Below are 15,677 nucleotides of genomic sequence, written 5' to 3' on the forward strand. Positions count from 1 at the left end.
CCCGAGCACCGCCTGCATCGTCGACGCTGCCGACGACCGCGACATCCCTGCCCTGCGCCTGTCGGAGGGCAACCTGGTGCAACTCGGCTATGGCAGCCGCCAGCGCCGCATCTGGACCGCCGAGACCGACCGCACCGCCGCCATCGCCGAGAGCATCTCGCGCGACAAGGACCTGACCAAGAGCCTGGTGGAGTCATGCGGCGTGCCCGTGCCCGAAGGCCGGCTGGTGGAAAGTGCCGCCGACGCCTGGGACGCCGCCGAGGACATCGGCCTGCCGGTGGTGGTCAAGCCCTATGACGGCAACCATGGCCGCGGCGTGTTCACCAACCTGACCACCCGCGAGGAAGTCGAGACCGCCTACGGCGTGGCCATCGACGAAGGCAGCGGCGTCATCGTCGAACGCTTCGTGCCGGGCAACGAACACCGCCTGCTGGTGGTGGGCGGCCGCCTGGTGGCCGCCGCCATGGGCGAGACCGCCAGCGTGACCGGCGATGGCAAGTCGACCATCGACGAGCTGATCGAGTCGCAGATCAATTCCGATCCGCGCCGCGGCAGCACCGAAGATCACCCGCTCAACAAGGTCCGGCTGGATTCGGCCGCGCGCCTGGAGCTCAAGCGCCAGGGCTTCGACGCCACATCCGTGCCGCCCGAAGGCAAGCACGTGCTGATCCAGCGCAACGGCAACGTCGCCTTCGACGTGACTGACCGCGTGCATCCCAGCGTGGCCGCGCATGCCTCCCTGGCCGCCCGCGTGGTCGGCCTGGATATCGCCGGGGTCGACCTGGTGGCGCAGGATATCTCGCGCCCGCTCGCCGAGCAGCGCGGCGCCATCGTCGAGGTCAATGCCGGCCCTGGCCTGCTGATGCACCTCAAGCCCTCCAACGGCGAAGCGCGCCCGGTGGGCCGTGCCGTCGTGGATCACCTGTTCCCGGCCGGCGAAGGCGACGACAACGGCCGCATTCCGGTGGTCGGCATCACCGGCACCAACGGCAAGACCGTGGTGGCCAAGCTGGTGGCGCGCCTGCTGCAACTCTCCGGCAAGCACACCGGCCTGGCTTGCAGCGACGGCCTCTATCTCGACCGCCGCCAGGTCCAGGGCGGCGACCGCGCCAACTGGGACGCAGCCCATCGCATCCTGATGAACCGCGCCGTCGATGCCGCCGTGCTCGAAAACGACAGCGGCGCCATCCTGTCCGAAGGCCTCGCCTACGACCGCTGCCAGGTCGGCGTGGTGACCAACATCGATGTGCCCGACCATCTCGGCCAGTACTACGTCGAAGAAGTCGAGAAGATGTACAACGTGCTGCGTACGCAAGTCGACGTGGTGCTGGACGGCGGCGTGGCGGTGCTCAACGCGCGCGACCCGCTGGTGGTGGAGATGGCGGAGCTGTGCGACGGCGACGTGATCTTCTTCGGCCTGTCCGCGGACCTCCCCGCCATTGCCGCGCATCGCGCGGCCGGACGCCGCGCGGTCTATGTGCGCGACGGCAAGGTAGTACTCGCCACCGGCAGCCGCGAGACGCCGCTGACCGACGTGGCGGCGATCCCTCTCACTTATGCTGGCCGGGTGGCCTTCCAGGTCGAGAACGTGCTGGCGGCTGTCGCCACCGGCTGGGCTCTTGGCATCTCAAACGACCTGATCCGCGCTGGCGTGGTGACCTTCGATGTGGGCCAGGTGGATGCGCCCGGCCGCTTCACGCTGTTCGAGCGCAACGGCGCCACCGTGGTGATCGACGACGCCCACAATGCCCCGGCGYTGGAAGCGCTGGTGGCCGCGCTGGAACGCTTCCCGAGCGATCGGCGCGTGGTGGTGTATGGCGCCGGCGTGCAGCGACGCGACGAAGACATGGTCAAGCAAGGCAAGGTGCTGGGCGCCGCCTTCGACCGCGTCTTCCTGTGCGAGGATCGCTCCGTCAACAGCGCCCTGCCCGATGCCGAAGCGCGCGCGCTGCTCAAGCAAGGCCTTTACGAAGGCCGCCGCGTGACCAAGATCATCGACGAAGGCACGCGCCGCCAGGCCATCGAGGCCGCGCTCGCGCAAGTCGTGGCCGGCGACCTGCTGGTCCTGCAATGCGATGAGGCATCGACGCTGCCGACCATCGATCTGGTGCACCAGTGGATGGGCCAACCGGGCCGCCGCGCCTGATCCGGAAGGAAACTGATTTCATGSAAGTCTCACGTATCCGGGCCCTGCGCGGCCCCAACCTGTGGTGTCGCCACACTGCCATCGAAGCCATCGTATCGTGCTCCGACRAGGCCCACACCCTGGCCGACCTGCCCGGTTTCGAAGAGCGCCTGCGCGCGCGCTTTCCCGAGGTGGGCCCGCTGCGGCCCGACGACAACGAAGGCGTGGTGTCGCTGGCGCACGCGCTGGAATGCGCGGCGATGCGCCTGCAGGCGGAGGCCGGCTGCCCGGTCAGCTTCAGCCGCACCGCGCCTACCGTCGAACCCGGCACCTACCAGGTGGTGGTGCAGTACAGCGAGGAGGAAGTCGGACGCCTCGCGATGGAACTGGCCGCCACGCTGTGCCGCGCCGCGCGCGACGACGTGCCCTTCGACCTGGCCGACGCGCTGCATCGCCTGCGCGAGCTCGACGAAGACCTGCGCCTGGGACCGAGCACCGGCTCCATCGTCTATGCGGGCGTGGCACGCGGCATTCCTTACCGTCGCCTGACGCAAGGCAGCATGGTGCAGTTCGGCTGGGGCAGCAAGCAACGCCGCATCCAGGCCGCCGAAACCGATATGACCAGCGCCGTCGCGGAATCGATCGCGCAGGATAAGGAACTCACCAAGACCTTGCTGCACGCGGCCGGCGTGCCGGTGCCGATGGGCCGCTCGGTATCCGATCCCGACGAAGCCTGGGCCGTGGCGCAGGAAATCGATGCGCCGGTGGTGGTCAAGCCGCGCGACGGCAACCAGGGCAAGGGCGTGGCGGTGCGTATCCGCACCCGCGAGGAAATCATCGCCGCCTATGAGGTGGCTGCGGACATCAGCTCCGACGTGATCGTCGAGCGCTATATCCCCGGTCACGATTTCCGCCTGCTGGTGGTGGGCAATCACCTGGTCGCCGCTGCCCGCCGCGACCCGCCCCAGGTCACCGGCGACGGCAAGCACACCGTGCGCGAGCTGGTCGAGGAAGTCAATCGCGACCCGCGCCGCGGCGAGGGCCACGCTACCTCGCTGACCAAGATCCGCTTCGACGATATCGCGCTGGCTACGCTGGCCAAGCAAAACCTGACGGCGGACTCCGTGCCGCCCAAGGGCACCCGCGTGGTGCTGCGTAACAACGCCAACCTGTCCACCGGCGGCAGCGCCACCGACGTCACCGACGACGTCCACCCCGAAATGGCCGCGCGCGCCGTGGCCGCCGCGCGCATGGTCGGCCTCGACATCTGCGGCGTCGACGCGGTCTGCGAGACCGTGCTCAAGCCGTTCGAGGAACAGGCAGGCGGCATTGTCGAGGTCAACGCAGCGCCGGGCCTGCGCATGCATCTGCAGCCCTCCTACGGCAAGGGCCGCGCGGTGGGCGAGGCCATCATCTCCACCATGTTCTCCGACGGCGACGATGGCCGCATCCCAGTGGTGGCGGTCTCCGGCACCAATGGCAAGACCACCACGGTCCGCCTGATCACCCACCTGCTCGCCGCCAGCGGCCTGCGCATGGGCATGACCGGCACCGACGGCGTCTACATCAAGGGCGAGCGCATCGATACCGGCGACTGCAGCGGCCCGCGCAGCGCCCGCAATGTGCTGATGCACCCCGACGTGGACGCCGCCGTGTTCGAGACCGCGCGCGGCGGCCTGCTGCGCGAAGGCCTGGCCTTCGACCGCTGCGACGTGGCGGTGGTCACCAATGTGGGTGAAGGCGATCACCTCGGGCTGTCCTACATCAGCACCGTGGAAGATCTCGCCGTGCTCAAGAGCGTCATCGTGCAAAACGTGGCGCCGCATGGCATGGCGGTGCTCAATGCAGCCGACCCCATGGTGGTACGCATGGCGGACGCCTGCCCCGGCGCCGTGACCTTCTTCGCGGCCGACCTGAACAATCCGGTGATGGCCACGCACTGCGCGCAGGGCAAGCGCGTGGTGTACGTCGAGGACGGCCATATCGTGGCCGCCGAAGGCGAGAACCAGGTTCGCATTGCGCTGTCGGGCATCCCGCTGACGCGCGGCGGCACCATCGGCTTCCAGGTCGAGAACGCCATGTCCGCCACGGCCGCGGCTTGGGCGCTCGGCATCGACTGGGATGTGATCCGCCGTGGCCTCGCCACGTTCGTCAACGACGCAGCCAATGCGCCCGGACGCTTCAATGTGTTCGACTACAAGGGTGCGACGCTGATCGCCGACTATGGCCACAACCCGGATGCGATCCAGGCGCTGTGCAACGCCATCGAGGGCATGCCGGCCAAGYGCCGTTCGGTGGTGATCAGTGGCGCGGGCGACCGCCGCGATGTCGACATCCGCCGCCAGACGGAGATTCTTGGCGGTGTATTCGACGAGGTGATCCTGTATCAAGACCAGTGCCAGCGCGGCCGGGAAGACGGCGAAGTACTGGCTCTGCTGCGCGAAGGCCTGGAAGGCGCCAGGCGCGCGAGCGCGATTGAGGAGATCCGTGGGGAATTCCTCGCCATCGATACCGCGCTGTCGCACCTGCAGCCGGGCGACCTTTGCCTGATCCTGGTGGACCAGGTGGAGGAAGCGCTGGGGCATATCGAGCAGAGGATTGCCCAGGGGTGAGGGTGGGAGTCGCCTCGCGGTAAACAAGAAAGCCAGCCTTATCGGCTGGCTTTCTTGCTTTCTTGCTTTCGTGCTGCGGGGCGCGGCGTAGCTTCTTTGAGCGGCGTTGGCTCTTGCATTCAACAGCCATACGACATCGCCCTGCGAGGTTGGTCGCTGTTTCTTTTTGCGGCGATGGTTGTTGCACCCAAGTGCGTACGACATCCCCCTGCGGGGGATGCCGGTCACTCTTCTTTGCTTCGGCAAAGAAGACTAACGAGAAGAAAGCCGACCCTGCCGGGGGCAGAGCAATCAGGCCTATGAGGCTCGGTGGTTTCGTCGTACGGCCCGGAGTTCCGGCGAGCTTCTGCCGGTACCGGCTTGAGCGGCCACGAATCTRCCAGCTTCCGGGATTCACGGTGGGCCCCCCGGTAGCGGACATCACATGCTACAAGCCGTCTGTCGCGCGCGAAGTGGGCGGCCACGAAGTTGCAAGCGCACCGGTTCCGTCGTGGGCGCGGTGGCACCGCTTTGAAAAGCCCGAAACCTTGACCACTGCGCCCGCCCCACTACGAAACCATTGGCGGGCGATGTGTCGTGGTGGTTCGCGCCGGTAACGGTAGATGGTCGAATGGGCAAGGATTCCGCTACCGGGGGCCACACCACGAATCCTGGAAATTGGCAGATTCGTGGCCGCTCAAACCGGTACCGGCAGATGCCAGCAGAACTGTAGCCGTACGACGAATCTCCTGTCCCTTGCACCCGCGATTGCTCTGCCCCCGGCAGGGTCGGCTTTCTTCTCGTTAGTCTTCTTTGCCGAAGCAAAGAAGAGTGACCGGCGTCCCCCGCAGGGGGATGTCGTACGCACTTGGGTGCAACAACCATCGCCGCAAAAAGAAACAGCGACCAACCTCGCAGGGCGATGTCGTATGGCTATTGGGTGCAAACGCCAACACCGCCAAAATCAAAAACCACCTCCCCCTACCCCCTACCCCCTAATGCCTCCCCGGCAGCGACAACCGCCGCTCCAGCCGCCGCTGCACCTGCGACAACGCCGTACTGAGCATCCAGTAGATCGCAGCCACCGCAAGATAAAGCGGCAGCGGCTGGTAGGTTGCCGCTATCACCTCCTGCGCCGTGCGCAGCAGTTCGGTCACGGTAATCACCGACACCAGCGAGGTGTCCTTGATCAGGCTGATCAGGCTGTTCGACAGGCTTGGCACCGCCAGCCGCAACGCCTGCGGCCCTACCACGTAGCGCAGCGTCTGGCCCTGGGTCAGCCCCAGGCTATAAGCCGCCAGCCACTGGCCGCGCGGGATGCCAAGGATGGCGCCGCGCATGCTTTCGGAAAGATAAGCCCCCACGTTCAGGCTCAGCGTGAGCACGCCGGCCGGCGTGGGCTCCAGTGCAATGCCGATGCCGGGCAACCCGTAGTACACCACGAAGATCTGCACCAGCAGCGGCGTGCCGCGCATGATGCTGACATAGACCCGCGCGATGGCCATCAGCACACGCCGGTGGCTGATGCCCATCAGGGCGACCACGGTGCCGATCACCAGTCCGAAGACCATCGACAGCAGGGCAAACTTGATGGTGAGCAACATGCCCTGCATCAGCACGGGCAGCGAATCGGCGACAAGCTGGAGAGCGGACATGGTAGGCCCTGGAGCATGCCGGCCACGGCAACGAGGGCGGCCATGGCAGCATCACAACGTCACAACGCCCGGTTGACAGGCTCGCGCCCGGCAGGCGCAACCCGCGCTTACTTGGCCGGCCTGGTCACGTCCGCGCCGAACCACTTCACCGAGAGCTTGCCGAGGCTGCCGTCCTTGCGCATCTCGTCGAGCGCGCGGTCGATGGCCTGCCTGAACTTCGGATTGTCCTTGCGGAAGGGGATCGCCACCTCGGCATTGCCACCTTCGACGATCGCGCCGGGCCGCAGCGGCAGGCTCGACGTCTTGATCAGGTAGCCGATCATCAGGCGGTCGTTGAGCGCGGCGTCCACGCGTTCCGCCGCCAGGTCGCGCAGGTACTCCGGTGCGCCGGGATAGGTCTTGACGTCGATGCCGGCCACCGACTTGGCCAGCTCGTTGTAGTTGCTGCCCAGGCTCACCCCGAGCTTCTTGCCCTTCAGGTCATCGAGCGATTTGAACTGGCGCTTGTCGTCTTTGCGCTGGATCAGCTGCGCTGCCGAATAGACATAAGGCGTGGAGAAATCCAGCACCTGCTTGCGCTGCGGTGTGACCGCGACCTGATTGACGATCACATCGAACTTGCCAGCCTGTAGCCCGGCAATGATGCCGCTCCACTCGGTGGTGACGAACTCCGGCTTGACGCCGAGCTTGGCCGCCACGCCCTTGGCCACGTCGACGTCGAAACCCTCCAGCTGGTTGCCGCCGCCGCGGTAGTTGAACGGCGGATAGGTACCCTCCAGGCCAATCTTCAGCACGCCGGCCTGCTTCACGGTGTCGAGCAGGTCGGCGGCCTGCACGGCGGCACCCGTTGCCAGCAGCGAAACGGCGAGCAGTGCCCCGAGGCAGCCAGTACGAAGCGATCGCATATGTTCTCCAGTCAGCACAAGCGGCGCGAACCGCATTCGCGCCGCCAAGGGTTGGCCCACCAGGAGCGTAGACCTGCATTGAGCCTACCGCAACTTCCCGTTGCACAGCAATAACGATTCGCCCTGCCCGCGCCGGCCTGGCCTACTGGAACGCCTTGTCGTTAGGCTGTGCGTAAAGATCCTTCATCTCGGCCGAGAGCGGATAGTTGAGATTGATGCCGCGCGGCGGGATCGGCGACTGGAACCATTTCTTGTAGAGCTGCTCGGCGCGGCCGCTGGTCATCAGCCCGGCGATTACGCCATCGGCCAGCTTCTTGAAGGACGGATCGTCCTTGCGGAACATGCACGCGTAGTTCTCCGTCTGCAGCGGCGTGCCTACCACCGTCCACTCGCCGTGGTTCTTGGCCTTGGTCAGCTCACCGTACAGCAGCGGCTCGTCCATCACGAAGGCCACCGCGCGGCCGGTCTCCAGGATCAGGAAGGACTGGCCGTGATCCTTGGCGCTGATCAGGTTCATGTTCATGCCCTTCTCGCCGTTCATCTTCACCAGCAGGCGTTCGTCGGTGGTGCCCGCCGTGGTCACCACGTTGCGGTCCTTCAGGTCCGGGAAGTCCTTCACGCCCGAGTCCTTCTTSGTCAGCATGCGCAGGCCGTAGACGAAGAGGCTGTTGGAAAACGCCACCTGCTTCTGACGCTCGAGGTTGTTGGTGGTGGTGCCGCACTCGATGTCGATGGTGCCGTTCTGCACCAGCGTAATGCGGTTCTGAGAGGTAATCGGGACCAGCTTGACCTGCAGGTTGGGCATCTGCAGTTGCGTTTTCACCTTGTCGACGATCTGCAGCAGGATTTCGTGCGAGTAGCCCATCACGTCCTTGCCATTGGTATAGGAGAACGGGATCGACGACTCGCGATAGCCCAGCGAGATCACGCCGGTATCCTTGATCTTGCGCAGCGTCTCGCCATCGTCGGCGATGGCCGCGCCGGCGGCACACGCAAGCATGGCGGCAGCCAGCAGGCAGCGGGAGAATCGGTGGGGACGAACGTTGGATTGCATATCGCTTTCTCCTTGGGTTGGTGACGGCTCGTGAAGTATTGAGGTGGTGACGTCTCTGCGCCTTGACGCAAACAAAACTGCAACGCCGGCGCTAGGGCTCAGGCCAGCGTCGCGGCGAAATCCCCGGCTTCGATGACCGGCTTGCGCCCTGCCAGGCCATCGGCCAGCAAACCCGCGCTGCCCATGGCCAGCGTGAAGCCGAGCGCGCCGTGGCCGATATCAAGCCACAAGCCGCGCAGGCGCGAAGGCCCCACCATCGGCAGGCCGCTCGGCGTAGCCGGACGCAGGCCGGCCCATGGCTGCAACTGCCCAGGTTCCATGCGCGGCGCGATGTCGCCAAACAGTGCGCGCGTCTCGCCGGCCAGCGTGGCGATCCGCGCGCGGTCGATGACGGTGTCCGCCCGCACCAGATCGGCCATGCCGGCCACGCGCAAGGTATTGCCGATGCGGGCATAGACGATCTTGCGCGCAAAGTCGGTGATGCTGATATGCGGCGCGCTGGCGCCATCCGCGATCGGCACCGTGATGCTGTAGCCCTTGAGCGGCCACAAGGGCGGCCGCAGGCCCAGCGGCTTGAGCAGCGCCACGCTGCCGATGCCGCCGGCCACCACCACCGCATCGGCGCGCTCGATGCCGGACGCGGTGCGCACGCCGGTCACACGGTCGCCTTCGCACTCGATGCCCAGCACGCTGGCGCCGAAGCGCAGCGACACGCCAGGCCTGCCGCGCAGCAACTGTGCCAGTGCCAGGCAAAAGCGATGGCAATCGGCCACTTCCTCGCTCGGGGTATGAATGGCGCCGGCGATCTCGCCGCGCATGCCGGCCAGCGCCGGCTCCAGCGCCACGCACGCATCGCCGTCCAGCGCCTGTTGCTCGCAGCCCAGGCTGGCCTGATAGTCGAGCAGGCGGCAGGCTGCCTCGAAACTGTCTTTATCGCGATGCACAATGAGCTTGCCGCGCCGGGCGAAGCCGAACTCCGCCGGCTGGCTGTCGACGAAAGCCTGCATCAGGTCGCGGGAGTAAAAGGCAAGGCGCAGCAGCTTGCGCGTGGTGGCTTCACTGGTGGCGGCGTTGCAGGCACGGGCAAACGCAGCCAGCCAGCGCCACTGCGCGGGGTCCCCCGAGGGCCGGAAGCGCATCGGCGAATCGGGACGCAGCAGCCAGCCAGGCACTTTGCCCAGCACCCCCGGGCCTGCCAGGGGGGCGACATAGCTGTAGCTGAGCTGCCCGCCGTTGGCGAAGCTGGTTTCCTCGCCGGGGCCGCCGTGCCGCTCCAGCACGGTCACCTCATGCCCGTCGCCTGCCAGCCGCCACGCGGCGCTCATCCCGATCACGCCCGCCCCCACGATCACAACCTTCATCGTCCGCCTCTCTGCCCCGGTCCAATCCGATCCGACGAAGGTTAGACCAAGCAGCCAGCCTTGCCCAATGCGAATACGTGCAAGAATATGTCTTTAGGCTATAGGTGCTCCCCAGGCACCATCCGTTACCCGATGCGATTGCGCCAGATCGAGGTCTTTCGTGCGGTCATGCTGACCGGCACCGTCAGCGAGGCGGCCCGCCTGCTGCATGTCTCGCAGCCTGTCGTCACGCGCGTGCTGCAGCATGCCGAGGCCACGCTCGGATTTCGCCTGTTCGACCGGATCAAGGGCAGGCTGCAGGCCACGCCGGAGGCCACCGCGCTCTACGGTGATGTCGAGCGGCTCTATGGCGAGATCGAGCGGGTGCGGCGCGTCTCCGAAAGCCTGCGCCACAAAGGTGCCGGCCGCCTGCGTGTGGCGGCCACGCCGAGCCTGGCCAGCCCCTTGCTGGTGCCTGCCGTACGCGCTTTCTGCGCGCGCCATCCCGAGACCCAGGTTCAGGTGCTGACCCACCACACCGACGAGATCGTGCAGGGGCTGCTGGCCAACCAGATCGACCTGGGTTTTGCCTTCTCGCCGCCGCGCCACGAGGCCATCTCCAGCGAGCCGGTGGCCGGCGGGCAGATGCTGCTGGCGGTGCCTCGGGGCGAGCCGCTATCGTCGCGCGGGCGCCGGGCCGACGTGCCGATGCACCGGCTGGTGGAACGCCCCTTCATCGCCTACGACGACAACAGTTCGCTCGGCCTGCTGGTGCGCCAGACGCTGGCACGCAACGCGCTTGAGCCGCGCTCCACGCTGGAAGTCCAGACTTACTCGCTGGCACTGGCCCTGGTCGATGCCGGCCTCGGCCTGACCTTGCTCGACCAGTACACCGCGCTGGGCGCAAACCCCGAGCGCGTCTCGCTGCACGAGGTAAAGCCCGCCCTGTCGTTCGAGATCCAGTTGCTGCGCGCCAGCCACCGCGGCAGCTCCAGCCTGGCCGACGATATGCGCGAGCAGTTTGCCGCCGCGGCGCGGGAGGTGGCTGCTGCGCTGCCGCAGCGGCTGGAGGCGCCGGCGGTCAGTTTCGAGCACGCCCCTAAATGAGCCCTTTTGCCGTCCTCTATGGAAGCTGAGGAATTTGACAGTACCGTGCGCCGTGCACCATCATCAAAGCGCCTGAACGGTGCTTTCCCAAACCTATGTTCGCCCTGACCCTGCTTCTCCTCATCCTGGTAAGCGCCTTCTTCTCGATATCCGAGATCGCGCTGACCGCTTCGCGCCGCACCAAGCTGCAGACCCTGTCCGAGCGTGGCGACCGCCGTGCCACCAAGATCATGCTGCTCAAGGAGGAGCCGGGCAACTTCTTCACCATCGTGCAGATCGGCGTCAACAGCGTGGCCATCCTGGCGGGTATCGTCGGCGAGAAGCATGTCTCCGACCTGGTGCAGGCCGCGCTGCTGCCCTACCTGGACGCCGTCGCGACGCAGCGCATCGCCAATGTCGGCTCCTTCCTGATCGTCACCCTGCTCTTCATCCAGTTCGCCGACCTGATCCCCAAGCGCATCGCCATGACGTACCCCGAAGCGTGCGCGCTGGTGGTGATCGACCCGATGCTGACCCTGATCAAGATCTTCAAGCCGCTCGTCTATGTGTTCAACGGCGCCGCCGACGCCACGCTGCGCCTGTTCGGCGTGCCCACCAAGCATATCGACCAGATCACTTCGGAAGACATCGCCGCCATGGTCGACGCTGGGGCGGAAGCGGGCGTGCTGCACAAGCACGAGATTCACCTGATCGAGAACGTGTTCGAGCTCGATGCCAAGAGCGTCACCGCCGTGATGACGCCGCGCGACGAGGTGGTCTACATCGGCCTGGACGAACCCGCCGACAGCCTGCGCCGCAAGCTGGTCAATTACCCGCACGCGCAATACCCGGTGTGCGGGCACAACCTCGACGACGTGCTGGGCTATATCGATTCGAAGGACATCCTGCAGATGTTCCTCGCCGACGATTCCACCGGCGTGATCGGCAACATCGGCAATATCGGCAAGCACCACGACAAGAACGTGCTGGTGATCCCGGACACGCTCACGCTCACCGAGTCGCTCACGCGCTTTCGCGAGATGCACCAGAACTTTGCCGTGGTGATGAACGAGTACGGGCTGGTGGTCGGCATCGTCGCGCTCGACGATATCGTCGGCGCGCTGATGGGCAACATCATCTACTCCACCGAAGACGAACAGATCGTGCGGCGCGACGAAAGCTCATGGCTGGTCGACGGCCTCACGCCGCTGGTGGACCTGAAGAAGGCGCTGGAGCTGGACGAGCTGCCCGGCGAGGATTACGTCGATACCGCCGCCGGGCTGGTGATCTACACGCTCAAGCGCATCCCGAAGAAGTCGGAATCCATCGAGGCCGCGGGTTTCCGCTTTGAAGTGGTGGATATCGACCATCACAAGATCGATCAGTTGCTGGTCTCGCGGCTGCCACCGGCGGAACCGTTCCAGCCGTAAGCGCACGGCGATAACRCTCCACCGTGGTGGGCAACTGGAACGCCACGATCCAGGCGCCAACCACCACCACCGCCGCAGCAGCGGCCACGCCCAGGCGTAGCGGCGCAAGGCGCTCCGGCGCGTGCAGGGTCGCGTAGGCGGTACCCAGCAGCACGATCCAGGCAAAACCGAGCGCGCAACCGGCCAGCACGTCGGACAGCCAGTGCATGCCAAGGTAGAGCCGCGACAGGCAAATCAGCGCCACCGTCACCGCGGTCAGCGCAATCACCGGGATCCGGGCGCGCCACGGCTGGCGCAAGCACAGCAGGAAAGCCAGGAAGCCATAGGTCACCATGCTGCTGGTGGCGTGCCCGCTGGGGAAGGAGAAGGACTCCAGGCCGCCGTAGATGCTGGCAGGACGGCTGCGCTCGAGCGCCAGTTTGAGCACCATCACGCAAGCGCGCGCACCGACCAGCGCCCCCACCCAGTAGGCCGCCGCCACCCAGGCACGGCGCCACGCCAGCCAGCCAAACACGGTCACGCCCACCGCCACGGAAACTCGCGCTCCACCCAGTTCGGTCAGCACAACCATGGCCGTATCGAGCCACCCTTGCTGCCACGCGCGCAGTTGCGCGAACACGGCCTGATCCACTTGCACCAGCGGCGCACCCTCGGCGATGGACTCGCCCAGCCACAATAAAGCGCCCGCGCAAGCCAGCAGCAAGACCCCGCCCAGCGCCAGCAGGAGCAGTTCGGCGATATCGCGCTCCAGCATGCGGACCACGCGCGGCCACTGCCGGCCGGCACGCGCGTGCAGCGCATCGCGGCCACGCAGGCGCGCGGCATCGAGCCGGCGCACGAGCGGGCGGATGACCAGCAACAAGCCGCGCACCAAGCACAGCAGCAATAGCGCAAACAAGGCTAGCAGGCCCACTACGCCCAGCGCGGTCGCCGGCGTGAGCCAGGAAGCGGTAGGCATCGGTCAGCCTCCCGCGGCCATGCGCGCGATATTGGCGCGTGCCGGCGCTTCGCAATCGGCGAACGCCGGCGTGAGGAAGAGCTGCGCGCGCTGCGCCAGGCCTTGCAGGAAAGCGATCCTGCGCTGCAGGAAGGCCGCGAACAGGGCATCGCCGTCCAGGCCGGTGCGATTAGCCAGCAGCGCACGGTTTTCCTCGAACACAGCGGCGGTCCAGGCACCGAAGTCCGCCGGTGACRCCGCCAGACGGCAGAGATCGAGATCCAGCACGAGTTCCGACTCGGGCACCGAGGCGCGATGCCCGCACGTATCCATCACGATGCGCGCGGCCAGCGATGTCACCGCGGCATCGACGCCGACGACCATGGTCTCGATCAGCGCGGCCGAGGCCGCTTCGTTATGCTCGCAGCCCGGCACGTAGACCGCGTCGTGAAACAGCACCGCCAGCGCTTGCGCGGGCGTCAGTGCCACACCGCGCGCCTGCGCGGCTTCAAACATCTCCAGCACATGCCGGCGATCATGGTAGTGCCGGTAAGGCGCGTCGTAGCAAGCCAGCACCTGCAACACCGTCGCGCGCGGCAGGAAGTCCAGGCAGCCCAGCGCCGCCGGCCAGTCCAGTGCGAAACGCGGCTGCGTGCCTTGTGGCGTAGCCACGTTTTCGGCGAACACATCCAGCGGACGCACCCACAACCGGGAGCGGTCCCGCATCGACTCGTACACCACCACCTGCGACATGTCCGACTCGATCACGCCGAGGCCGACGATGGCATAGGCGCCGCCTTTGTAGTGGCGATAAGGCATGCCCGGCAGATAGCCGGAAGGCAAATCGGCGCCGGATTGGGCTTGAGTGGAGGGCGGGAAAGAAGGCTGGGTCATGAGCGGCTGTTCGAATCGGAGCAGCGTCATGATAGTGCATTGACTGCGCGAGACCGCTTGGGCTGCTCGCGCCATGATGCGGGCAGCGCGATTCCGCACCCCCAATGCAAAAGCCCCACGACTCCGTGAAAAATCGTGGGGCTTTGCTTACTGCTGGCGGAGAGGGTGGGATTCGAACCCACGGTAGGCTCGCACCTACGCCTGATTTCGAGTCAGGTACATTCGACCACTCTGCCACCTCTCCGGTAACTGGGTCGCTTGTCGCGAAGAACAAGATTATAGAGGAAATCCCGCTCCAACCGCAAGCCCCCGGCGGCGAAAATTTATGCCTCGGGTCCCAGGCGCGTCAGGCCGCCCAGATACGGCTGCAATGCGGCCGGTACCGTTACCGAGCCATCGGCGTTCTGGTAGTTCTCCAGGATCGCCACCAGCGTGCGGCCAACGGCCAGGCCCGAGCCATTGAGCGTGTGCAGCAGCTCCGGCTTGCCCTGGCCCGCGCGGAAACGGGCCTGCATGCGGCGCGCCTGGAAGTCGCCCATGTTCGAGCAGGAGCTGATCTCGCGGTACGTGCCCTGCGCGGGGATCCAGACTTCGAGGTCATAGGTCTTGGTGCTGCCGAAGCCCATGTCGCCCGTGCAAAGCGCGACGGTGCGGAACGGCAGGTCCAGCTTCTTCAGGATGGCTTCCGCATGGCCCGTGAGCTGTTCCAGCGCATCGAATGAATGCTCGGGCTGCACCACCTGCACGAGTTCGACCTTGTCGAACTGGTGCTGGCGGATCATGCCGCGCGTGTCCCTGCCGTAGGAACCGGCTTCCGAGCGGAAGCAAGGCGTGTGGGCAACRAAACGCAGCGGCAGCTTGTCGCCGGCCACGATGGCGTCGCGCACGATATTCGTCAGCGGCACCTCGGCGGTGGGGATCAGGTAGAAGTTCTCGAGGCGCTCGCCCTCTTCGCTGCCAACCTTGCGCGGCACCTTGAACAGGTCTTCCTCGAACTTGGGCAACTGGCCGGTGCCGCGCATCGATGCGGCATTGACGATGTACGGCACGTACATCTCGGTATAACCGTGCTCCAGCGTGTGGGTATCGAGCATCAGCTGCACCAGCGCGCGGTGCATGCGCGCGACGCCGCCACGCAGCATGGAGAAGCGCGAGCCCGTAACCTTGGCCGCGGTATCGAAATCCAGTCCGAGCCGCTCGCCCACGTCGACGTGGTCCTTGACCTCGAAGTCGAAGCTGCGCGGCGTGCCGACGCGGCGCACTTCCACGTTCTGGGTTTCGTCGCGGCCCACCGGCACGCTCTCGTGCGGCAGGTTGGGGATGGCTTCCAGGATTTCGGAGAGCTGGGCCTGGATTTCTTCCAGGCGCGCGGCCGATGCCTTGAGGGTATCGCCGATGCCGCCGACTTCGGCCATCACCGCCGAGGCGTCTTCGCCCTTGCCCTTGAGCATGCCGATCTGCTTGGAGAGGCTGTTGCGGCGCGCCTGCAGTTCCTCGGTCTGGGTCTGCAGTTGCTTGCGYTCGGCYTCGAGKGCCTGGAASGYCRCYACGTCGAGTTGGAATCCGCGCGTGGCAAGGCGTTGCGCCACGGCGTCGATGTCTTTGCGGAACAGCTGGATGTCTAGCATGTTGCGTATGAGGGGAGGTGCATGGGCCAGCG

General features: G+C 66.3%; 10 protein-coding genes, 1 tRNA gene and 1 pseudogene. 4 read left to right on the forward strand and 8 right to left on the reverse strand.

Features of this window, described 5'->3' with window-relative positions; translation table 11 throughout:
- Both AC1DKD_RS11815 and cphA read left to right on the forward strand, forming a co-directional pair.
- A partial coding sequence (locus AC1DKD_RS11815; RefSeq protein WP_477143308.1) for a cyanophycin synthetase occupies positions 1–2,146 on the forward strand: 2,146 nt, incomplete at its 5' end.
- Between the two features lie 20 nt (positions 2,147–2,166).
- Entirely contained in the window at positions 2,167–4,737 is a 2,571-nt protein-coding gene (gene cphA / locus AC1DKD_RS11820; RefSeq protein ID WP_477143309.1) for a cyanophycin synthetase, read from the forward strand.
- A 974-nt stretch (positions 4,738–5,711) separates the two neighbouring features.
- Here the strand turns inward: cphA and AC1DKD_RS11825 are convergent.
- The 4 genes from AC1DKD_RS11825 to AC1DKD_RS11840 all read right to left on the reverse strand — a co-directional run bounded on the left by AC1DKD_RS11825 (position 5,712) and on the right by AC1DKD_RS11840 (position 9,691).
- Positions 5,712–6,371, reverse strand: coding sequence for an amino acid ABC transporter permease (locus AC1DKD_RS11825; protein ID WP_441631072.1), 660 nt, complete (start codon positions 6,369–6,371; stop codon positions 5,712–5,714).
- 107 nt (positions 6,372–6,478) lie between these two features.
- Complete coding sequence (locus AC1DKD_RS11830; protein WP_441631074.1) at positions 6,479–7,276, reverse strand: transporter substrate-binding domain-containing protein; 798 nt, start codon at positions 7,274–7,276, stop codon at positions 6,479–6,481.
- A gap of 142 nt (positions 7,277–7,418) precedes the next feature.
- The gene (locus tag AC1DKD_RS11835; protein ID WP_441631076.1) at positions 7,419–8,330 is read right to left on the reverse strand and encodes a glutamate/aspartate ABC transporter substrate-binding protein; all 912 of its coding nucleotides are present in this window, start codon (positions 8,328–8,330) and stop codon (positions 7,419–7,421) included.
- Positions 8,331–8,428: 98 nt separating this feature from the next.
- On the reverse strand, positions 8,429–9,691 hold the full coding sequence (locus AC1DKD_RS11840) for a D-amino acid dehydrogenase (RefSeq protein ID WP_441631078.1): 1,263 nt from the start codon (positions 9,689–9,691) through the stop codon (positions 8,429–8,431).
- 132 nt (positions 9,692–9,823) lie between these two features.
- Here AC1DKD_RS11840 and AC1DKD_RS11845 point away from each other — a divergent pair, with 132 nt between their 5' ends.
- Both AC1DKD_RS11845 and paeA read left to right on the forward strand, forming a co-directional pair.
- A complete protein-coding gene (locus AC1DKD_RS11845) occupies positions 9,824–10,777 on the forward strand; it encodes a LysR family transcriptional regulator (RefSeq protein WP_441631080.1) in 954 nt (317 codons plus the stop codon).
- Positions 10,778–10,872: 95 nt separating this feature from the next.
- Entirely contained in the window at positions 10,873–12,186 is a 1,314-nt protein-coding gene (gene paeA, locus AC1DKD_RS11850) for a polyamine export protein PaeA (RefSeq protein ID WP_441631082.1), read from the forward strand.
- A gap of 157 nt (positions 12,187–12,343) precedes the next feature.
- On the opposite strand, the pseudogene AC1DKD_RS11855 reads toward paeA, so the two are convergent.
- The 4 genes and pseudogenes from AC1DKD_RS11855 to serS all read right to left on the reverse strand — a co-directional run.
- Positions 12,344–13,144 (reverse strand): annotated as a pseudogene (locus AC1DKD_RS11855) (phosphatase PAP2 family protein); the annotation flags it as partial.
- Positions 13,145–13,147: 3 nt separating this feature from the next.
- Entirely contained in the window at positions 13,148–14,017 is an 870-nt protein-coding gene (locus tag AC1DKD_RS11860; protein ID WP_477143310.1) for a DUF1653 domain-containing protein, read from the reverse strand.
- Positions 14,018–14,171: 154 nt separating this feature from the next.
- Positions 14,172–14,261 (reverse strand) — tRNA-Ser (locus AC1DKD_RS11865).
- A 79-nt stretch (positions 14,262–14,340) separates the two neighbouring features.
- The gene (gene serS / locus AC1DKD_RS11870; protein WP_477143311.1) at positions 14,341–15,645 is read right to left on the reverse strand and encodes a serine--tRNA ligase; all 1,305 of its coding nucleotides are present in this window, start codon (positions 15,643–15,645) and stop codon (positions 14,341–14,343) included.
- Positions 15,646–15,677: the final 32 nt, after the last annotated feature.

It is taken from the genome of Cupriavidus sp. 05T313 (assembly GCF_056396665.1).